Origin of the sequence: Streptomyces rubrogriseus, from assembly GCF_027947575.1 — a bacterium.
Taxonomy (GTDB): domain Bacteria; phylum Actinomycetota; class Actinomycetes; order Streptomycetales; family Streptomycetaceae; genus Streptomyces; species Streptomyces rubrogriseus.
This window is the reverse complement of the sequence record NZ_CP116256.1, coordinates 4,413,144-4,434,068: the sequence shown is the minus strand read 5'-3', so window position 1 is coordinate 4,434,068 and position 20,925 is coordinate 4,413,144. Positions and strand designations below refer to the sequence as shown.

Sequence of the window (20,925 nt, the reverse complement as noted above, 5' to 3'; positions counted from 1 at the left end):
AAGCCAGGCTCCGCTTACATCCAGTAGTGCCAGCGCGAGGGGGGGGAGCCACCTCGCCCCCTGGTACACGACGAGCGCACAGAGCAGGGCCCGAGTAAGCTGAGAGCTCCTGGCGGGCTGGCATCTTGGTTGTGAACCCATCTACCAGGAACTCTCTTCATGCTCTGCCGGCGGCATCGAACCAACCACCCGTCAGGTCGGCCGATGTTCAGTGCCCGGTTTCTGCAGAAGATCTTCGTAGTCGCAAACGGGGACGGCCCGGTAACCGGCCTCCCGGACCGCTTCCAGGACCGTTGCCGTGTCCGACGCGACAGCAGTTGTTGAGGCGGCACGACGAGGTTGGCACACAAGGAGCGAGTACCAGTCCAGGAACTCCACGTCAGCGCTGGTGCCTTCGTAGTCGTTATGATCCCACTCCACCTCGACACATCCGTACGAGATCACGCGATCTGGTCCGAGCGACACGTGCAATACCGCTGCCAGCCGCTGAAACGGCACGCGGGTCCCTCAGGCCGACAGGCTTGAGGGACCCGCGTCCGCACCGACTCCCTGCCAGCAGCCCTCCAGACAGAACCGACTTCGCTTTATCGTCGGTGTCCTGCACGCCGGCTGCAATGGTTTCCCAGCCGGTTTCGTCGAAGGCGTATCCGCTGTAGCGGGACAGCAACTCAAGAAGGGCCCGCAAACTGTGCTCCCAGATCCATCCGGTGATCGGCTCGGTCATGCGTCCTCCGCCCCTCGCTCGGCACGGTCACGAGCCCGGCACGGAGCGCGCCGCGGCACGGTTGAGGGCTTCGCGTACTTGCGTCGTCCGGGGTACGTCGCGGCCAAAGTGTTTGTCTAGTAGGGGGTACAGGTTCGCCAGGGATTCCAGAGCCTCTGGTCGGTCTGTCATTTCCTGTAGCAGTGCGATCTCGCATCGCACGTCGAGCAGCAAGGGCTCAAGTGGGTCGTCCTGGGGGAGTGTTTCGGCCAGGGAGATGTAGGCGCTGAGGGCGTACTCGACGTTGCCTAGGCGTAGGTGGCAGTGGGCGGCTTTGGCTTGGCACTCTGCGGCCTCGGCTGCGTGGTCGGGGCCAGCGTCGGCCAGTTCGGTGCTGAGGGCGGAGTAGAGCGGTAGGGCCTTCCCGAAGTGGCCGGCGTGGAAGAGCGCGAGGGCTTGGCCCTTGCGGGTTGCGGCTGGAAGTTCCGGATTGGTGGGTTTGCCTGGCGGTGCGCTCTTCGGGGGTGTTGGGGGTGTCGCTGGTCGGGCAGTGACGTAGAGGGCGTTGAGCTGGTCGAGGACGCGGCGAGCGGAGGCGGGGCGCTCGGTGGTGTCTTTGGCCAGGAGGCTCATGACGAGTTCGACGATCTGTGGGTGTAGGTCCGGGCACAGGGTCTGCAGCGGTACTGGTGTGCCGTTGCGGTGTCCGTCCATGATGACGATGGCTTCGCCGGTGTATGGGGGTTCGCCCGCGAGCATTTCGTACATGACGCAGCCCAAGGCGTACAGGTCGGTCTGAGGAGCTATGAGACCGCTGCTGAATTGTTCTGGCGCCATGTAGGCGAGGGTGCCGAGTAGTTGACCTGCTTGCGTCAGGCGGGGGTTCGCGGTGCCGAACACCGCAGCTATGCCGAGATCGAGGAGTTTTACGGCGCCTGCGTCGGTGACCATGATATTGGCTGGTTTCACGTCCCGGTGGATCACCGGGTAGGAGTGCAGGCTGTCCAGCACTTGTGCTGTCTGCTGGGCGATGAAGAGGGCTTGGTCCGCGGGGAGGCGTCTGTTCTCGTCGAGGATTTCGCCGAGGTTTTTGCCCAGCACCAGTTCCCAGACCATGTAGAGGTCTTTCCCGCCTCCGTGTAGTTCTGCGTCGTGGAGTACGGGCATGTTGGGGTGGGAGAACCGGGCGCCGAGTTCGGCTTCGCGGCGGAAGCGGGCGATCATGTCTTCAGCTGTGAGGCCGTTGGTGGGGGTGGCGAGTCGTTCGGGGCTGATGATTTTGATCGCGATGGCGCGTTTGAGTCGGTTGTCCCAGGCTTGCCAGACCTGTCCCATGCTGCCCTGTCCCAGTAGGGTGCGCAGTTCGTAGCGGTCGTTGATGGTTCTCACGTCAGGCGCCGCCATCCAGCGCTGCGCGGGGGGTGAGCTGTCCGGCGAGGTCGGCGAGTGTGCTTTCGCCGGGCATGTACCAGCTGGCGGGGCCTCGGACCGCGACGGGGGCCTCGTTCCAGCGAGCTTCCCTCCAGATGTGCATGACGAGTCCGCTGGGTGAGTAGGCCTGCTGGTCGGCTTCCCAGATCAACGGGCGCTGACGGTCGTTGACCCATGTGGCGAGGTAGCGTCGGGGGTCTTCACGCAGCCAGTCGCCGATGGCTTGATCTTCGACAGGACTGCTGGGGCGGTAGATCAGGCGTGTGCCGTCCGGGATGCGGGCGTGGTCGACCAGGACCGAGACGCTGCTGGGGCGGCGCCTTACGTGAGGGGCAGGGCTGCCGTTTCGTGCTTGGTTGAGGGTGGCAAGCTCTCCGTTGACAGCCTCAGCGAGTCTGCGGCACTTGTGGGCGTCGGTGAACACGCTGGCCAGGAAGACGTTTTGCCCGTAGAGGTTCTTTGCGGCGGATGCGAGCGCGCGGACGATGTCCTTGGTCCATTCCAACGCCCAGTCCTGACTTTCCTGTGCGCTCTGAACCCAGTACTCGGTTTCCTCAAGGCCGATGCTCTGGAGGACAAGGTGACTGATCAGAAGGTTGCCGTGCTCCATCACGTCGCGCGTCCACGGGGATGCGGCGCGCGTGATGTCGGCCAGGGTGCTTTGGACCAGGCGGTGTGCCTGTACCACTGCCCAGATCTGGCGGCCGGGCGGGGCCTGGCCGAACAGGCGGGTGTAGGCGCCGGCCGGGGACGGGAGGAGGACGTACTCGAGGTCGGAGCTCGTGTGAGCGGTCAGGGAGACGTCCGGGTGGGCGCAGGCGAGGGCGACGGCTGCTTCCTGCATGGTGCATCCGGCGCTGGGTGCGGGGGGCGGGGTGCCCCGTTTGAAGACGTAGTGCTTTCCCAGCTCCGCGGCGAACTCCTCACGGATCTGCAGTTGCTGCGGGTCGGCTTCGATCCTGTCGAGGAGGTCCGCGCTGCTGTCGCTTTGGGAGGCTGTTGTGAGCTGGGAGAGGAAGTGTCCTGGTGCGTTGTCGACGCAGATCACACGCAGTGGGACGAGTGCGTGTTCGGTAGTGGCGGGGTGGCGTGCCACCGCGTGAGCCACCGAGGCGAGAGTGCTCGCCCCGTTGATGACTCGTGCGTTTTCGAGTTCGAGCCGGGCTGGTTCTCCCGGGATTCGGCGGGCGAAGAACTGCGCGCTGACGGAGTCGCACAGGATTGTGACGCCGCTGGAGAGGTACCAGAAGTGCTCGGGCTCGCTGATGAGTTGCTCGACGAGGGTCTGATCGATCCGGTCGTTGCGGGCGTTGCGCAGGGCCGGAGCCAGCAGGTGGGAGCCGTGTGCCTCGAACCATGCGGCTGCTTCGCCGGCGGGGACGCTTCCGATGTACGCCGGGTATGGCGTGTGAACCGCGTGCCAGCCCTGTGTGAGAGTCGCCGTGATGCGCACCGGTGCGTGGGCAGTGTGGAGGCGGGCTGAGGAGTGGAAGTCCGCCAGACCGAGCGTATGTACTTTGACCGGGGTACGGCCGTCGAAGCCAAACTCCTCCCCCACCCGGGCCAGCCGTTGTTCCGCTTGGTGGGTGAGCTGGCCGTCTCCGGCGAGGGCGGCGACCAAGTGCACGGTGCACCGCGGTGAACTCAGTGCCTCGTCGATCCCTGTGAGCAGGCGATTGATTTTCGCGTTGACGCCCTCGTAGTGGCCGCTGGCCAAGCGGCGCAGTCCTGCCACAAGCTTGAGGGCGCCCTCCTCTCCTAGTACCGCCCTGCCTCTGTCGCTCCACTTTGCCTGGATGAACCAGATGTCCGAGCCGTTCGGCGAAAAGGCGACGGCGTCGATTCCGTTGTCGTCCACGCCGTCTGTCACTGCGGCTGCGGCCTCCTGGGCGCTGCATTGGGTGAGGATGCGCACAGCCTGAGCTGCCAGGGCTCGCGAGAGGAAGCCCAAGTCCCTTCCGGCCGAGGGATAGCGGTTGAGGTCCCCCATGTCGATCAGGTCTGCGAAGGTCTCCGTGAGGTAGCCGCGCAGGAAGCGGATCACATCTGGCAGGTCATCGCCGGTGCCGTTCATGTGGGGCATCCTTCATCGTTCTGCGCGGTCGTGGGTCGTTTGGCGTGTCATGACTGGTTGTACGCGTACTCCACGGTCAGAGGGCTTGCCACGACCAGCCGCTGAGCGCTGTCCGTGGCCGGCAGTACGGACGTCACCCGGGCGTACCCGTGCATGAGTGCGGCGCTTCCCGCCTGCTCGTGCCGGGCGTCGAGTGCGTCCACCAGGTGCCGGACGCCGGCGCCGCTGAGGTCCAGACTCGGCGGTGGCGTGCTGTCTGCCGCGGGGTTGTGTTCCAGCGACAAGGCCTGTACCACGTGACCAGCGGTCGTCAGGAACGTTGTTCCGATGCTGGAGCCACCTTCGATCCCCTCAAGCGGGGGCCCGTCGATCGTGACGGGTGCGTATCCGAGGAGGTGTCGGGCGGAGCCGTGCATCAGCAGACGGCAGCCTGTTTCCTGCTCGTGTGCAGGGTCTTCCCCGGGAGCGGGATCAGCGAAGAGAACCAGGTGCTGGTATGCGCCCCGGAGGGTGATGAAGCGCAGCGGCGCCTCGAACCAGACCCAGCGGCCGGGGCGCAGTTCAGGGTCTGCGAACCAGTCGGCCTGGCTGTTGAGGTGCTTGTCGACCCGTTCCAAGTGCTGGAGCCGTCCACGTTCGGCGCCAGGGGTGCCCGGCTCGACGTCCAGGCCGCCCAGGGGCGTGGTCAGGCGTATGGCGCTGGGCCGCATCAGCCGGGACGGCTTGGGTAGGAATTGTTGCAGCTTTCCGTCTGATACGTACACAAACTCACGCATTGCGCCCCCTGGTGTCCGGCTGTACCCGCCTATCCTGCCATCGCGCTCCGACCAGTAAGCAGCGCGTACGTGCATCCGCACCGCGAGCCGTTTCACCCGAGGCAGAGCCGGGAGGGACCTGCGGCTGCGTCACTCCTTCGGCCGACGGTCGTTTCAGGTGTGGATCAGCGCCTGATGTGAAGGAGACCTGGTGGGCCCGTCGTTTGTGATCGAGAAGTTGGAGTTTCAGCGTGGCGACGTCTGGCTGGCCCGCTTCATCAGGGGCCTGGTGACCTTCCTTGTGGGTCACTCCGGGGCGGGCAAGTCCACTGCTCTGGAAGCACTGCTCTACCCTTTGGGCCTGACCACGGCGACGATCATGCCGGAGGTCGGTACGTGCCGACAGATCCGGCTGACGTTCCGCGTCGGGGGCACCCGCTGGCAAGCCACCCGCAGCGGCTCCAACCCGCGTGCCCGGGTGTCGGTGAGGAATCTGGACGAGGACGTCGAGCACTCGCTGCCCGTCAGGAGCGCGAAGGCCGGCGAGGTGACAGCCGGCGCGTTCATCCAGGACCTTTTGGGCCTGCCGCGAGCAGCCCGGGGGGCCACCCGCCTGGACTTGGATGACTACTACAACACCGTCCTGGCCCTGCGGCAGCACACGATCGCCTCCGCCTTCCTGGGCGGAGGTAAGGACGAGGAACGCGTCCTCGTCCTGGAGGCGATCCTCGGGCTGTGGGACACGGACCTCGCCGGTCTGGAGAAGAACGCAGCCGAGACCACTTCCCGGTTCAACAAGGCCAAGGCAGACCTGACGGCGTTCAAAAAGCTGCGGGACAAGGGCGGCCTCTCCGACCCGGACCGAGTCCGCTCCGACTACGAACAGAAGCAGCGCGAACACGCCGCGGCGGCGAGCACCTGGCAGAAGGCCGCCGCGGCCTTGAACGGCGCGATCGGAGAGCACGGCAGGCTCATCGCGCTGCACAAAGCCGCCGACACCGACCGCAAGAAGGCCGCCAAGCGGGCCTCCGCCGCGCACGAGAGGCTGCAGGGCGCGACCGCCGAGCACGCTCGCGCAGAAGGCGCCCTCGGTGAGCTGCTCACCCCGCCTTCCGAGGACTGCACCCGCTGCGGCCGGCCCCTGCCCGAGCGAGAGCCGGGCCTGTGCCGGCAGTGCGGGCAGGCCTGCCAGGACACCGTCGATCAGCGCGAGCGGAATATCGCCGCCGCCCGGGCGAAAGTCGAGCGTCTCCGGTTGAAACTCCGGCGTCTGGAGGAGGCCTTGGCCGCGGCCCTCTCGGCAGCAGAGTCGTCGGAGGACGCGGCAGCCGCCGCGCTCACAGAACGCGACGCCTACGACCAGCACCGCCTTCAGCCGGCTCGCGCTGTCGCTCAGCAGGCCGAAAAGTCCGCCCACGGGCTGAGCCGCGATGTCGCGCGGCTCAAGCAGTGGCTGGAGTCATCCGACTTCATCACAACGCAGCAGCAGGTCATCGACGCCGCCAAGGCCGACATGGAGACGGCGAAAGACGCCCGTGATGCCGCGCTCACCGCCCACGAGGTACGCCGCAAGGAGATCGTCGCTCGCTGGACCGAGCTCTTCTTGGCCCGGCTTCAGCAGATCAATCCGGACGTTGAGACTGCCTACATCGACCCCACCGACTTCACCACCCGGGTCAAGGAACGCGGCCACCCCGACAAGACGTTCACCGAAAGCTCGGTCGCTGGCAGCCCCAGAGTCGTCATCAACGTCGCGCTGCTGCTGGCGCTGCGCGATCTCGGCCGGACCGACGCCGCCGTCCGCGTCCCCCCTCTGATGATCATTGACTCGCCGCTCGCCGACCTCGGAGCCGTGGACCAGGCCACCGGACTGCGGCTGGTCGACACCCTCATCGACGTCGCCGGCGACCCCTCGTCCGACGGGTACGCCTGTCAGGTCATCGCCGCCATCAACGATCCGCTCCCCCACCCCTATCCAGGCGTCCGCGAGATCCCCGTCGACACCGACAGCCGGTTCTTCGACCACGCACCACGCAGCGCCTGAAATGCACTCGTCCTGCCGCCCTGGTGCCGGCCGGGCAGGCAGGGCGGTCGCGGCTCCCGCAGTCTCCCGGCTTGTGCTGCCGACCGGCGGTTTCCTTGATAGCCGGTCTCGGAACTGCGTGCCGGAGACCAGGACCTGCCTGCCATGACGCAGGAATGCCCTCCGCTGAGTGAGTTCTGGAAGGCGTTGATGGACAACGCCTCCTCACTGTCCGGCGGAGATGCCTACCAGTGCGCTCAGGGATGAGGTGACGATCGACAGGACTGCGTTGCCAGTCTGCCGTTGATCAGATCGACGCAGTGCCCGCGCGAGCGGGGGTGACTCGCGCCGCATCTCATCCTCCTGCTTACGCAGGACGTAGTCCCGCGCGAGCGGGAATGATTCGCTGCCGCTGAAGCCAAGCCCCGCCAACAACCAATAGTGCAAGCGCGAGGGGGAGTCCCCCGCCCCCTGGTATAAGGCGTCATCTCACGTGGTGGGGACCGGCTTCGGGGTTCGTTCAGTTACTACGCGACGCTCGCGATGAGCGTGTGGATCTCGGCACTGAGGTTGCGCATGTCCTCCCCTGCCGCGTGCATCGTGATGGTCTCGAACTGCCATTCCTCGGAGGGTGCCCGGTCGCGGATTCCCCACGTCAATCGGACGTGGCCACCAGGGTGGTGTTCCGCTGAGAGGATCAGGTCGTAGCAGAGGGAGTGCCAGGTGCGCACTCCTTTCCAGCCCCGGAAGTCTTCGGCAAGTGACGCGAGGAAAGTGTCGAGACCGTCGCCGTCCCAGGTCTCCACCGAGGTTTCGATACTTCCCCAGGGTCCGCGGGCCCTGATGAGGAAGTCGATTGTTGGTTCGTCCTCGTACCGCCGGGTCGGCTCCGAGAGCAGTAGGCGTGCGGGCCCGGAGTTCCCCACGTGGACCATAGGGCGGCCGGAGTCGTCGTAGTCGATCACGCGGTCAGGCTAGAAGACCGGGCTGGGCAGCCGTCGCGCTCCCGGCTGGGTCGGCATCGGACGGAGCCGCTTTGAGGCATGATCGCCAGTGTGGCTGTGGATCTTGAGCGCGATCTCATTCCTGACGGGCTGTGGGAGATTGCGGTGCCACTGATACCGCCGTTCAAACCACGTCGGCAGGGCGGTGGAACGGCTCCGGTGACGGACCGGAAAGTGTTCTGCGCGATCGTGTACGCGCTGACCACGTCGTGTGCTTGGCGTCGCCTACCGCCCTGCTTCGGCGTGAGCCCGGCCACTGCGCACCGCCGGTTTACTGCATGGACAAGGACTTCGTTGTGGCGGCGCCTCCACAACGAAGTCCTTGACAGGCTGGGTGCCGCAGGGGTGATCGACTGGTCGGCTGCTCTGGTCGACTCTGCCTCGGTCCGGGCGAAAAGGGGGGCCAGCTCGTAGGGCCGAATCCGGTCCACCGGGGCAAACCCGGCAGATCCACATCTTGACTGACGCCCAGGGTCTACCGCTGGTCACCGCGGTCTCTGCCGCGAAGACCCGCGACAGCCTTGCTCTCAAGCCTTAACGCCCGCACGCAAGAGCAACGCGGACAGCAAGGTGTTCGCCTTACACTTGGCCGGTCAGTCCGCGTGAGCGGGAGTGCCCCCGGGAGGGGTGACACCCGGCGCATGATGTCACGTGGATCGCCGAGGCTTATCGCCCGCAGGAGCGGGAGTGACGCGAGGTACCCGCGCGCCATGGAAGGCGCCCTTGCGTAGCGCCCGCGCGAGCGGGGGTTGCGGAGCGCGCCGGGGTGTTTGCGGCGATCAGGAGGTAGGGGCCGTGCACGCGGAGGCGCGACAGGCGGGACCACGCCGGTCGGGGATAGCTCAAGTACCGTCTCCGAGTGCAGGCTGGCGTCCACGCGAGCGGGAGTGCCCCAGCCCTTCTGCGGCCGCTTACGGCAGCACGCACGCACAGCAGCTTCGGCTGCTGCCCGTCTCGTACCGCGACGACTGGACGGCCGCCTCCGATGTGATCAGTCTGCCGGCTAGTGCTCTGACCGCATAGGTTCGCCGGGTTGGCGGCGTCGGTGCTCGGACCGGCTGGACTCGGTGTGGGAACAATGCGAGCGGTCGCAGAGCCGATCAAACTAGGCTCCCAGCATGTCTGGTCCGACGTTGGTGATCGAGTTGGCGGAGCCGCTCTCCCCGGCTGCGCTGCGGGAGTTTCGCGCGTTGATGGTGGGGCTCTCCTCCCACTTCGACGAGAAGCGGCCCGGGTTCTTCGACGTCAACGTGCCCGCAGAGCGACTGGGCGTCGAGGACAGGCGAGAGAAGGACTGGCGAAAGCCGTTCCCGCTGCCACTCCTCGGCAACACCTCCGCGGACGAGGAGCTCACAGGCCTGGTGGGATTCAATCCGCAGCGCGAGGACTGGCGTCGGCCCTTCCTGGTCTACTTGATGGGGCCGGGCGTCGGCGACGAGAGTACCTTCGAGGCTGAGCACGCGGACGAGCCCGAGGTGGAGGCCATCCTCGGCTTCAGACCGACCCATGCCATCAATGTCAGCGCCGGCTGCAATCGCGAGATCGACCATGTGACCACGGCCCTGCTGACCGCCGCTGTCATGGACGTCATCGGGGGCGTGGCCAATGTCGAGCTGCTGGATGGACAGGCGTCGGTCGTCGCTGGCCTTCCGGGGGTGTTGGGGATCGCGGGCGACGACTGGATGGTGCTGGGATCGGCGGAGTTCCTGCGGGCCTGGGTTGGGCACCCCGCCTTCCGGCTGGTCAAGTAGCCCAGACAGATTCGCGGCGGAGGTGGTGCTGTGACCTGGAACGTTCGCCAGGTCGCCTGATCATGCGGCGAGAGCGGGTCGGCCGCCCCAGCGGATGCCTTTCTCGCTGCGGATACGGGCGCGTTCCTTGCGTTCGGCGACCAGGACGTCATGGTGGCGGGCATTGGCATTGCGCCAGCGGAGGTAGCCGTGCAGGGCCCGGGTCTGCACGGTGTGGTTGGGGTGGTTCGAGTTGGCGATGGTGAACTGCCGCAGCGGTCCGAAGTGCGCTTCGATCGGGTTCGCCCACGAGGCGTAGGTCGGGGTGAAACACAGCTCGACCTTGTGCTTCTTCGCCCAGCGACGGATGTCGGCGCCCTTGTGGGCGGACAGGTTGTCCAGGATCACGTAGATCGGTGCGCCGTCGGGCCGGGCGGCACGGACCGATCTCAGCGCGGCCAGCGTGTTCACGGCTCCCTTCTTTCGCCGGTTCACGCCCCACAGCCGGTCGTCGCCGACCGAGTAGCAGCCGTGGAAGTACCGGACTCCGTGGGTGCGGTGGTAGGTGGCCGGCAGCCGGTCGGGATGCCGTTGTTCGGCCCAGCCCGAGCCCGCGGTGGGCCGGATCCCGAGTGGGCCGAACTCGTCGAAGGCGAACACCCGGTCCGGGAAGTGGTCCAGGACGTGCTCGACACGCTCCAGCTTCACCTCCCGCTCGGGGTCCGGGGACTCCTTCCAGGTCTTGGTGCGCTGGAAGGTGACGCCGCGGCGGGCGAGCAGGCACCGTAACGCCTCACGGCCGATGCGGATCACCCGGCCGTGCACTTTGCGCAGGTAGGCGACCAGCTTGCGCAGCGACCAGCGGGTGAACGGCTGGCCGAACTTGACCGGGCGGGTAGTGGCCGTCGCGATGACGAAGTCCTCGTCGTCATCGCTGAGTCGGCGGGGACGGCCTCCCGCCCACTGAGGGTCCAGACAGGCCAGGCCCTTCTCATTGAATGCGTGGATCACATCCCTGACGGTGTCCTCGTCGGCCTGCACCAGCTGGGCGATCACCGGCACTCGGTTCCCGCCGGCCGAGGCCAGCAGCATCATCGCCCGCCGGTAGCGAACCGAACTGGCGCTGCCCCGGCGCGCGATCTGCTGCAGCTTCTGACCCTCCTGGTCGGTCAGTCTGCGCACACGGACGGGCTCGGCCACCGCGCCTCCAGCGGTCGGATCGGATGTCACCGCACATCCAACCGCTACGACCGCCAACCCGGCGAACCTATGCGGTCAGAGCACTAGGAAGACCGGGTAGGCCAGGGCCGGCGCCGGCTGATGCCGGCGGGTAGGTACCGCGCCCGCCACGGCCACTTGGGCGGGATGGCGAGTCGCTCTAGGCAAAAGCCCCCTGTCTACGGCTTGATGCTGGCGTGTCATGCCTATGTCGGGCGGTGAGCCTTGAGTGAGGCAATCTCCAGGACGGCCGGGAGGATCTGCTTGTCGAGCGGGCCGGCGAATTCGGTGGACTCACTGCTCCACAGGTTCACGTTGAACTCCAGCGGCTGGTCGGGGATCGGTGTCGGGTCCCATGTCACCCGCTCGTGCACCGTGGTCCCGTCCACCCTCCACCGGATGTAGTCGGGCTGCCAGTCGATTTCGTAGTCGTGGAATGCTTCCGACGCGTCGAAGCCCAGGTCGATGACGGTGGGCGTGCCGCGGTAGCCGTGCTCCAGTCTCGTGCCGGGGTTGCCGGGGTTGTAGAAGACGTTGATGAGCATGCAGGTGGTGTCCCGGCCGAGGATCTCGATATCGATCTCTTGGCGGGGGCCGTTGCGGTGGAGGAACAGTCCCGTCACCAGGCCTGGTCCGGAGGGGACGCGCAGGCGTGCGTTGAAGGAGCCATAGGTGAAGGATGGACGGCTGGCTATTGCGGCGCCGGTGAGGTCACGGACTCTGGTCGCCTCTTCTCGGAGCGTGAGGGAGGCAGGCCCGTGCAGTGGCAGGGTTGCGTTGCCGGGCCGGAAGAGGGCTTTGTTGCTGGGGAAGGTGTCCTCTCGGAGGTACCAGTGACTGTCCTCGAGCCGGGTACCTTCGTGCCAAGTGATCGCGTTCTGGCTGGGCTGGAGAGCAGAGTCTTGGCGGGCTGGCGTTTTGAGCGTGATGCCTGGCCATCCTGCGCGTTGGACGATCCAGGGGCTGGTGTCCCAGGCCAGAGCGCGTCCGGAAGGTATCGCATCGCTGTGTGAGCGGGCTGTGACGTGTCGCTGGCCCTGCTCTGGCTGGCTGGGCCAGGGGTGAGCGGGATAGTCGCAGGCGAGGAACCGGGCGAGTGTCTGCCAAGGATCGGGGTCGTCGGCCGGGAGAAGGAGTCGGCGTTGGGGCCGTTGCAGCTTCCACGCCTGCTGAAACGGGGGCGACGGCTGTGCCGTCGCCGTCGCGGTCGTCATGATGAGACGTACCCGGGTCGAGGAGACGATGCCTGTGACCTCCCGTGGAGTGAGGGAGCCGATGTTGACGTAGGCGTCGAATATGCGGCGACGGCTCCCGCGGACGAGCGCCTGGGTTTCGTGGGCGGGCAGCGCCGTCAGGTCGCTGGCGCAGCGCAGTCCCAGAACGGAGAGGGCCTTGGCGACGGTGGTCAGGCCGGTCCCGGGTTCGCCGACGACCAGGATCGGTTCTCGGGCCGGGCGGTGCGGGAGAATTTGAGGTGATTCGCGTCGGAGGGCGCCCACCTTCGCCAGGACCGGCATGACCGAGTAGGAGTTGCTTGAGGCGATGCCGGGGCGCTGCTGGATGACCGGGCCGTCGGTCATCTGCACGTGAAGGCGGGGGAACTGCTGGTTGATCCACAGGTCGATGGGGCCGTGGGCCGGAAGTTGGTCGAGGAGTTTGCGTGCTCCGGCTTGGGAGAGGACGTAGCCGGAGAGCTGCCACACTCCCCCGTTGGGAGGCCGTAGCAGCGGCCTAGTGCGGCGTCGTGATTCTGTCTTCTCACCGGTCTCCTGGTAGGAGAGATAGAGAAGGTCGACGGAATGGCCGGCATTGGATGCTTCCTGTATGTCCTTCCAGGCATTGTGGAGCACGGACATGCAGGTCCGGGTGATGTATGCGTCGTCTTCGAGTATCAGGGTGTAGGGCGTGTTACTGGCGGCGATGAGTTGCCACACGTGGATGTGTGAGAGGGCTACCGCGATCTCTTGCGGTGTCATGTCGATACGTGTGGCGCGTGCGACGTCGTCGATGGTGAGGTGAGGGTGTGGGTCGACCAGAAGCTGCTCGGCCAGGGTGTAGGTGGGTTCGAGGAGGTCCCGCGGGGGCGGGCCCTGGAGGTATCGGGCGTCGATGGCCGGGAAGCGCCTGGCGAGGGTGTGCAGCGGGTGCCCTGTCGCTTCTCTGAACCGGCCGAGTTCCCGGTTGACCACGGTCCACCGCTCCTGGGCGCGATCGAGGTTGATCACGTATATACGCTCGATGGCGGTGGTCTCGTGGTGGGACGAGAACGCGCGACTCCATCGTCGGGCGGACAGACGTCTGATGCGGTAGCGGACGCGGTCCCGCAACGGGACGGACAGGCCGTGCAGAGAGTTGATGTTCATGAGTGGAAGACACTGCCTTGCTGGTTCCGAAAGGTGCGGCTGAGCGGGCGTCTGCCCCCAGGGGGTCACTGCTGCTGGCTCCATAGGCGCCAATTGCGCTCGTCATCGCGGTAACTGAGCGGCCAGCGGCTCACAGCCACGGTGTCCCAGTCCAGGAGAATCTCGGCGTCGACTGGTTGTTCAGCTTGCTGGCAGTGGAGGGCATGGCTGGCGAGTGCGACGGTGAGGTTGCCCGGCCCCGTCGTGGACTGGATGTCCAGGGGGCCGCCGGGGTGGGCCAGGAGCGCAGCCGTGGCTGCCTCCAGTGCTGCGACGACGACCGGATTCTCGGCGGGAGCGATGATCGGGTTGTTGTTGACGTAGTGGATGAACCTGTCGCCATGGCAGTCGGCCGTCAAGGCCTGCCGTGGGTCTGCCATGGTGCCGGAGATTGTGTCGTAGCACAGTGCCTGCAGGCGCAGCCGCGAGTCGCGGAACAGCGGGGTCCAGTCGGTGCCCTGGTAGACGTCGTCCGCGTCGACGTAGAAACCGCCGTTTCGGGCGAGGTAGCACAGCCGGAAGTAGTCGCTGCGCATCGCCGGGTGAGCACAGGCGTCGAAGGCTGCCGTGTGCGCGTCTGTGAACTGGGATTTGATCAGCGCGCGTGCCGAACCGTCGTCGTAGACCTCCCGCCGAAACCCCTGGTCTTCCAGCGCCGCCCAGCTCGTCATGCACTCCAGCACGTCGGCAGGGATGTCCGAGGTGTCGTCCCAGAACTGGACGATCACGTAGGGGATCGTGGAGGCCGGGGCTGTTGTGATGGGCTGGGACAGCATGCTCGTCAGGTGCCGAAGGTAAAGGGACCTGCGTGCGTGGTCCTCCTCGATGTCCTGCGCGGTGAGGGTGCATGCTCCCACTGTCTGCGACGGGTCGCGCAGCCCAGGTGGCGTGAGTGCGGTCATCGGCATTCCTGCCGAGAGGTCCCTCTGGTGGAATCCGCTGCTCCGGGCCACGGCACGTCCCCCCTTACCTTCCTGTTCTGTGGCCAGTGTGGCAGCAGGCACTGACAGCGTCGGTTCCCGCCACCCTGTCGGGCACCGACCGTGCAGCCCTCCGCTCTCTTTTCACTGCTCGTACCGGTGCTCGGCATCAACCAGGCATGGACGACTCTCCTCGGGACCGATGCCAGCAACTGGTGCCGCGAGCACATGGTCGGTCTCGTAGTACTCCGTTACGTGAGTGATCTACTGGTGGTGGGTGTCCTCTCCGGTATGAGGTTGGGGAGGCGGAACGGCTTTGAGGAGTTGTCGGACTTGGTTGCCGCCGACCGTCCATGGCCTGGTAGGCGTCTCGTACTCCCCTTCCAGGCCGCCGTCCCAGTAGAAGGCGGGATCGTCCCAGTCGACGGGATGCCCAATTCCTCGACGCAGGCGGTCCGCACCGCGATCAGTTGCTTCTCCGCGAAAACGGTGGCGGCCTTCGCCTCGGGGCCCTGCCAGGCGAGGGCTTTCATCCGCCACCCGGGAGACCCGTACCGTGCCTCGAAGGCAGCGGTCTCGTCGGCGTTCCGATCCTCCTCGAGGTACATCCAACGGCCAGCATCGGCGGCGTCGCCGTAGAACCGGTACACCTCGGCCAGACGACGGCGGAGCATCAGGTCGTGCGGGAAAGACTAGACGAGACCGCGCAGGCGCTGGCGCGCGAGGGGAACCCGGCCGGCGGCCAGATTGACACCGACTCGGGCAAGTGTCTCGACCTGGTTTCGCGGCTCCGCACTCATCTAGGTGCGCTGAAGACTGACTTGCCCAGTTGCTAGGCTGCAGGTGCACACGTCCCGCGCGAGCGGGAGTGACTCCACAGGAGACCCACCCCGTCAGGAGACACAGGTCTCGGGCCCCGCACGAGCGGGAGTGACTCATCAGGATTCGGGTCGGTGACGTCGATGATCAGGTAGCGCCCGCGCGAGCGGGGGTGACCCGTACGAGGAAGGCCGGAGAGAGCCGATCTCGGCCTCGCCCCTCCGCTAGCGGGGATGACTCGCCGGCCATCACGATGCCGATGAGAAAGAGCCCGCAGGAGCGGTGGTGGCTCGTGCTGTGAGCCTTGCCAGGTGGTCAACGGCCAGCGAGCCCGCGTGAGCGGAAGTGATCCCGACTTCCTGTCCAGGGCGGTGACCGCAGCGTTGCACTGTCCGCGCCAGCGGGAGTGGCCATCACGGCTCCTTCTCGCCCTCATGGCTGCACCAGCAGCGCCAGCGCGAGTGGGGATGACTCGTGGCCGAGGTCGTGCAGCACCGCGCACGACAGTCAGAGCCTGCGCGAGCGGGAGTGACTCCTACAGTGATCACCACAAAACTAGGGGCATCCCCGGTCCCGCGCGAGCGGGAATGACTCGTCGAACCACCAGCTGCTGCGAAGTACTTGAGCGTAGTGCCCGCGCGAGCGGGAGTGACCGTCGGCGAGCCGTGCACGCATCTGCTTGGTTACGAGGTGTACCGGTTCGGAGGGGCTGAACTCCCCGATACTGCGGCCGCACTGTCTGTGGTCGACGGCTTCTTCGATCAACTCCTGGAGATCTTGCTCCGCTGAGCATGACTGCCGCGCAGCTGCCCGCCGTCGAGGGTGCAGGACACGGAGGAGGGCCCCCGGAGTCCTCGGGGCCCTTCACTGTCCTGAAGGGCTTCGGTCCAGCCGTGCTATGACTCCCAGCCTGTGAGCTGGTGGCGGAGTGCATCGTTGAGCCGGTCCGTCAGGATGTCTCCCTCAGGGGTCAGGATGTGCGGCTGGTGGGCTCCCATGTCGGCCAGCAGGTCTGAGGCGAGTGCACAGGCCACGACAACGGCTTCCCGCTTGTCGGTGACGATGGCGGCGAGATCACCCACAGTCTGCGCGGGAACGGTAGGGAACGGTAGAGCCGGGCCGCGTTGGAAGGCGCTTTCGGTCACGACCAGTCGGACGAGTGTGTCGCTGCCGTCGTAGCGGTGCAGTGCGGCTGACAGCATCAGGTCGCCGGCCGCTCCGGTCTCTGCTGCCCAGGCCGCGGCTGCTTGCACCAGGGTGACGAGATCGAGTTCGAATGTCCGCTGGGACATCTGTTGGGGTCCGTCGGCGTCGCGCTGATCGTTGTGGAGGCTAATGGTCCGTGCGGCGTAGAAGCTGCCGTCTTGATGGAGTTGGCCGGTGGGGAAGCCCTCGAAGCGGACTTGCCGGCGGCCTACCAACGGGGGGTGCTGGGGCCGCGCGTTGATCGTCACTCCGTGGCAGGCGAGGTCGTGGAAGCGGTTGAAGGCAGCGTCGCGATCGGTCCGGGTGGCCAAGGGATAGGTGCCGCGTACGGCCGGAACTGCAGCAAGGCTGACCCAGCCCGGGTAGTAGGTCACCGGAGCACTATCGCCGTCCACGGTCCTGGTCAGATAGTCCGACAGGTAACGACGGCCTGCGTCGGTTACCTGTCGCAGGCGGTCGATGTCGTCGGAGGCTGCCTGGAAGCGGTCACGGTATCGCTGGGCGATCTCTGATTCAGCCAGGGTACGGGTCGTGGTTCCGTGCCGGACGTGCACGCGGAAGTTGTAGTCGTTGCCCGGAGACGCGACGGCGTGCGGGGCTTGGGTGCTTGGGAGCACGGTGAGGACCCAGTAGATCTTGCCATCGTAAGCAGTGGACTTCACCGGTCGCACGCCCACGTTGGGGACGACGGGCTGGATCCAGTTGGCGAGTACCGAGCGGATCCACTCCTCGCCGCGGCCCGGGACCGGCTCGGAGGGGGCCAGGGCATGTGCGTGGTCTCTTTTGCCGTCGTCGACGCCGATGATGACCATGCCACCGACGGTGTTGGCCATGGCGGATACGTCCTTGGCGAGCTCCTTCTTGCCCGCGTCGGTGCCCTGGTAGAAGTCCTTCTTCCAGTCGAGGTCGACGCTCTCGGGTATCTGGCTGTCAACCGCGCGCTGCAGATCGTTCTCGGTGAGGTGATCGGGGTGTCGTCCCACGGCGGCGGTGAGCCTGGTCGGCAGAGCCATCGGTACTCCGGAGTGTTCGGGCATGATAATGACGATCGTCAACTAGGTCACGCTAGATGAGGCCACCGGCTCGTCACCACGCAATTCCGAGATGAGGGCCGGGCCGGCAGGGCCGTCGCCATGCTCCTGCCTCGCGTGCAGGCCAAGGGATGGCAGTGGCCGCCTGTGCGGCACGTCAGAACCCGTCGCTGACGTGGCTCACTCTTCGTCGGTCAGGGCCTTGGTGAACAGCTCTTCGGAGTCCAGCGAACGGAGCAGGGGGCCGAGAAGCCTGCGGGTCACTGTGCCCGGTGCGTCACGCAGTTCCGCCAGCGTGGTGCCGGTGCTTTCCTCGTAGGTGTCGGCGCTATACCTGTAATTGCTGGGCCAGTGTGACTGTCCGGAGTACCTGCGGCGGCCGCGGAGCCTGCTGGCCCCGATCGCAACGGCCCAGTTTCCGTGGTAGCCCACGTCGTCGGAGATCAGGCGCGTCAGTTCCAGCATGTGCCGGGTGAGGATGACGACGCCGGCGTCGAAGAGGACCTGTTCCTCTTCGACCTCCGAGGCATGACTCTTGAGGCCGTCGGAGAGACGGGTCATGAACAGGCGCAGTCCGCCGTCTTCGAAGAGCTGGACTTCGATCACGTCTTCGTCGCGCCAGCCGCCGTCTGCGACATGGGTGCGGTCGGACCGGAGGCTAGAGGAGCTGAGAGCTATGCCCCTGGCGCGCCTGTGCCCTTGGTGAGCGTGGCTCAGGTCGGGACTGAAGCCCTTACCTTCGAGCGCTGCCCGCAGGCGCTGGTTCTCCTGAACGCGACGGATCAGGCTGTGCAGGCGCATGGTCCAATCCTGGGCGCCGGTGATCGGGAGGCACATGTCCCGTCGTCCGGCTGTGGGCTGGGCGACCAGGAAGAGGTGGGACTGGGCTCCCACGCCGCGCAGCGGGTCTTCCTCCATCTCCTTGCGCAGCAGGGTGAGGGCGTCGGCCTCGGCGTTGCGCCGGCGGGCGTGCAGGGCGACGACTTCGGCGTCGCCCATCTGGTACTTGGTCTTGTCGCCGCGGCCGAAGTAGCGGTTGTCGACCATGTGCGGTGCGACGGGGCTGGCCGGAATGTGCACGACGAGGTACCCGGTCCCGTCGTCGGCCGCCGTGCTGATTTCCTCAGTGAGGATGGTCAGTGGCGGGTCCGGGATCGTTCGTGCCACCTGCTCGATCTTCTCCGGCAGTCCGTTCAGCGGCTGGGGGGCGAGTTCGAAGGTGCGGCTTTCCTTGTTCTCCTGCACGCCGATGATCAGGGTGCCGCCGTCCACGGCGAACGAAGACAGGTCACGTGCCAGTTCCTTGTTGTCGCCCTTGCTGTTCGGGGCCTTCTTGAGGTCGAGGTAGTGACTTTCCTCGAACAGGCCTCCAGTGATAGCGGCCTGGAGGTCGGCCTCGGTCTTTGGTGTCCACCGGGGATTGTCGGACGAGAGGTAGATCGATGTCACTGTGTGGTCCCGCTTTCCATGCTCCAAGGCCCGGCGGGGCCGTAAGCCCCAGCAGTTGATGCCAAGGGTACGGAGGGGTACCGACAGCACAGCACTTGTCTACCCGGGAATGACTCCGCGGCCCTGTTCAGCTTGCTGCTCCGGCCAGGTGCTATAACGCCCGCGCGGGCGGGGGTGACCCGGACTTCCTGCCAGGGCGGAGACCGCGGCGTTGCATAGTCCGTGCGAGCGCGAATGACGCATCGTCGGCTGATCCAGGTGCGGCAAACGCGAGCGCAGTCGACTGCGAAGCGTGTTGAGACCATCTCGCCACCGCTCAGCGCGAAACAGCAGGTCACAGCCCGCGCCGTATTGTGATTCTCAGTGGACTGAACTCGTGATTCTCAGGTGCATGCATCAGCAGTTTTCATGCTGTGTCTGAAGCAAACCCATGACATCCCTACAACTAGCGGGCCATGGACATCTCTCAGCTGACATATAAATGAGAATCGCGTGCGGCACGGACGTGAGAGTCAGCACTCGAGGCCGGCCGCCACGTCCCGCCGGACCGCGTGTGGTCGGCGTGGCTCTGCGGCGACCACCTCGTGACGGAGCGGCGCGAGGTGCTGCGCCAGTTCGCCAACGGCATCGACGCAGCCGGGCGCCAGGTCCACCGCGCCTTCCTCGCCAGCGTTCGCGTGCTCGGGGAGGGCGTGGACATCACCGGCGAGCGGGGAGTCGAGGCCGTCTGCTTCGCCGACACCCGCGGCTCCCAGGTAGAGATCGTGCAGAACATCGGCCGCGCGCTCCGGCTCAACAAAGACGGCAGCACGAAGGGCGCCAGGATCATCGTGCCGGTGTTCCTGAAGCCGGTGAGGACCCGACCGACATGGTCGCCTCCGCAAGCTTCAAGCCGCTCGCGGCGGTGCTCCAGGGCCTGCGCAGCCACGATGAACGCCTGGTCGAGCAGCTCGCCTCCCGCGCCCTCACCCACGGCAAGCGCACAGTCCACCTCCAGCGCGATGAGGACGGGCAGATCGTCGGGGCTGGCGGAGAGGGCGACGGCGCGGACCAGGAGCAGGACGACACCGACGCCGCTGCCGAGTCCGCTCTGCTTCACTTCTCCAGCCCGCGCGACGCGGCGACGATCGCCGCGTTCCTGCGCACCCGGGTCTACCGGCCGGAATCGCTGGTGTGGCTGGAGGGCTACCAGGCCCTGATCCGCTGGCGGGCGGAGAACGAGATCACCGGCGTCTACGCCGTGCCCTACGACATGGAGGTCGAGGTCGGGGCGACGAAGGCGTTTCCGCTTGGGCGGTGGGTGCACCAGCAGAGGAAGACGCTGCGGGCCGGGGAGCTGGAGGACCGGCGCAAGGTCCTCCTGGACGCGCCGGAGGCCGGGGGATGGTCTGGGAGCCCGGCGAGGAAGCGTGGGAGGCCAAGCTCGCCGCGCTCCGGTCGTACCGGCGGGCCACAGGGCACCTCGCGCCGCGTCAGGACGCGGTGTGGGGCGAGGGCGAGGCGATGGTGCCCATCGGGCAGCACATGGCCAACCTCCGGCGCAAGGGCGCGAAAGACGGCCTGGGCAAGGACCCGGAGCGGGCCGCCGTACGCGCCGCGCAGCTGACGGAGATCGACCCGGACTGGGACTGCCCATGGCCGCTGGACTGGCAACGCCACTACCGGGTGCTCGCCGACCTGGTCGACGCCAACGGCCAACTGCCCGACATCGCACCCGGCGTGCTGATGGACAGCGACGACATCGGCAAGTGGCTCCAGCAGAAGCAGCCAGCCACCTGGGCACAGCTCCTGCCCGAACAGCAGGAGCGGCTGTCCCACCTGGGCATCACGCCCGCTGAGATGCCGTCTCCCGCCCCGGCCGCCAAGGATGCGACGAAGGGGCCGAGCAAGGCACAGCAGGCGTTCCAGCGGGGCATGGCAGCCCTCGCCCAGTGGGTGGAGCGGGAAGGTCACCGGCCGGTGCCGAGGGGCCACAGCGAAGAGATCGCGGTCGACGGCGAGGCGGAGCCGGTGACTGTGAAACTGGGAGTGTGGGTCTCGAACACCAAATCGAGGCGGGACAAGCTCACCCAGGACCAGCTGGCCGCACTGCGGGGGCTGGGCGTCAAATGGGCGTAAGACAGGACAGGAGGAAGCCGGTCGTGGAGCGCCAGGCAACCT

The 20,925-nt window shown here is 66.6% G+C and carries 12 protein-coding genes and 2 pseudogenes; 4 read left to right on the top strand and 10 right to left on the bottom strand.

Features of this window, described 5'->3' with window-relative positions; all coding sequences use genetic code 11:
• Positions 1–751: 751 nt before the first annotated feature.
• From Sru02f_RS20280 to Sru02f_RS20270, 3 genes are read right to left on the bottom strand one after another with little or no spacing between them, the layout of a single operon-like run.
• Entirely contained in the window at positions 752–2,092 is a 1,341-nt protein-coding gene (locus Sru02f_RS20280; RefSeq protein WP_159107528.1) for a serine/threonine-protein kinase, read from the bottom strand.
• A gap of 1 nt (position 2,093) precedes the next feature.
• Entirely contained in the window at positions 2,094–4,208 is a 2,115-nt protein-coding gene (locus Sru02f_RS20275) for an AIPR family protein (RefSeq protein WP_159107527.1), read from the bottom strand.
• A gap of 47 nt (positions 4,209–4,255) precedes the next feature.
• A complete protein-coding gene (locus Sru02f_RS20270) occupies positions 4,256–4,984 on the bottom strand; it encodes an SAVMC3_10250 family protein (protein ID WP_109031372.1) in 729 nt (242 codons plus the stop codon).
• 190 nt (positions 4,985–5,174) lie between these two features.
• Here Sru02f_RS20270 and Sru02f_RS20265 point away from each other — a divergent pair, with 190 nt between their 5' ends.
• Entirely contained in the window at positions 5,175–7,007 is a 1,833-nt protein-coding gene (locus tag Sru02f_RS20265; protein ID WP_159107526.1) for a P-loop NTPase family protein, read from the top strand.
• A gap of 506 nt (positions 7,008–7,513) precedes the next feature.
• On the opposite strand, the gene Sru02f_RS20260 is transcribed toward Sru02f_RS20265, so the two are convergent.
• A complete protein-coding gene (locus Sru02f_RS20260) occupies positions 7,514–7,921 on the bottom strand; it encodes a DUF6228 family protein (RefSeq protein ID WP_109031507.1) in 408 nt (135 codons plus the stop codon).
• Positions 7,922–8,029: 108 nt separating this feature from the next.
• Between Sru02f_RS20260 and Sru02f_RS20255 the strand changes: the two genes are divergently transcribed.
• Positions 8,030–8,404: a transposase gene (locus tag Sru02f_RS20255; RefSeq protein WP_109031370.1), complete on the top strand. Its 375-nt coding sequence runs from the start codon at positions 8,030–8,032 to the stop codon at positions 8,402–8,404.
• A 704-nt stretch (positions 8,405–9,108) separates the two neighbouring features.
• Positions 9,109–9,741, top strand: a complete 633-nt coding sequence (locus Sru02f_RS20250) for a DUF6368 family protein (protein WP_109031369.1) — start codon at positions 9,109–9,111, stop codon at positions 9,739–9,741.
• A gap of 60 nt (positions 9,742–9,801) precedes the next feature.
• Here Sru02f_RS20250 and Sru02f_RS20245 read toward each other — a convergent pair whose 3' ends face one another.
• The 6 genes and pseudogenes from Sru02f_RS20245 to Sru02f_RS20220 form a co-directional block, all read right to left on the bottom strand.
• Complete coding sequence (locus Sru02f_RS20245) at positions 9,802–10,920, bottom strand: IS630 family transposase (RefSeq protein ID WP_109031368.1); 1,119 nt, start codon at positions 10,918–10,920, stop codon at positions 9,802–9,804.
• 224 nt (positions 10,921–11,144) lie between these two features.
• Positions 11,145–13,301, bottom strand: a complete 2,157-nt coding sequence (locus tag Sru02f_RS20240; protein ID WP_159107525.1) for a family 16 glycosylhydrolase — start codon at positions 13,299–13,301, stop codon at positions 11,145–11,147.
• Positions 13,302–13,366: 65 nt separating this feature from the next.
• Positions 13,367–14,242 carry a glycosyltransferase family 32 protein gene (locus Sru02f_RS20235; RefSeq protein ID WP_218030705.1) on the bottom strand — a complete coding sequence of 292 codons (876 nt, stop codon included), beginning with the start codon at positions 14,240–14,242 and terminating at the stop codon, positions 13,367–13,369.
• Between the two features lie 282 nt (positions 14,243–14,524).
• Positions 14,525–15,060, bottom strand: a pseudogene (locus Sru02f_RS20230) (DUF6584 family protein).
• A gap of 915 nt (positions 15,061–15,975) precedes the next feature.
• Positions 15,976–17,340, bottom strand: coding sequence for an AlbA family DNA-binding domain-containing protein (locus Sru02f_RS20225; RefSeq protein WP_159107524.1), 1,365 nt, complete (start codon positions 17,338–17,340; stop codon positions 15,976–15,978).
• A gap of 156 nt (positions 17,341–17,496) precedes the next feature.
• Positions 17,497–18,765 (bottom strand): AlbA family DNA-binding domain-containing protein, encoded by a 1,269-nt coding sequence (locus Sru02f_RS20220; protein WP_109031365.1) that lies wholly within the window; start codon positions 18,763–18,765, stop codon positions 17,497–17,499.
• Between the two features lie 518 nt (positions 18,766–19,283).
• Here Sru02f_RS20220 and Sru02f_RS20215 point away from each other — a divergent pair.
• Positions 19,284–20,883, top strand: a pseudogene (locus Sru02f_RS20215) (Helicase associated domain protein); the annotation flags it as partial.
• Between the last annotated feature and the right edge of the window lie 42 nt (positions 20,884–20,925).

Bases quoted from the DNA above. Each gene is read 5' to 3' on its own strand.
- Sru02f_RS20275 (WP_159107527.1), bottom strand. From the start codon at position 4,208: ATGAACGGCACCGGCGATGACCTGCCAGATGTGATCCGCTTCCTGCGC.
- Sru02f_RS20270 (WP_109031372.1), bottom strand. From the start codon at position 4,984: ATGCGTGAGTTTGTGTACGTATCAGACGGAAAGCTGCAACAATTCCTA.
- Sru02f_RS20260 (WP_109031507.1), bottom strand. From the start codon at position 7,921: ATGGTCCACGTGGGGAACTCCGGGCCCGCACGCCTACTGCTCTCGGAG.
- Sru02f_RS20255 (WP_109031370.1), top strand. From the start codon at position 8,030: ATGATCGCCAGTGTGGCTGTGGATCTTGAGCGCGATCTCATTCCTGAC.
- Sru02f_RS20250 (WP_109031369.1), top strand. From the start codon at position 9,109: ATGTCTGGTCCGACGTTGGTGATCGAGTTGGCGGAGCCGCTCTCCCCG.
- Sru02f_RS20240 (WP_159107525.1), bottom strand. From the start codon at position 13,301: ATGAACATCAACTCTCTGCACGGCCTGTCCGTCCCGTTGCGGGACCGC.
- Sru02f_RS20235 (WP_218030705.1), bottom strand. From the start codon at position 14,242: ATGACCGCACTCACGCCACCTGGGCTGCGCGACCCGTCGCAGACAGTG.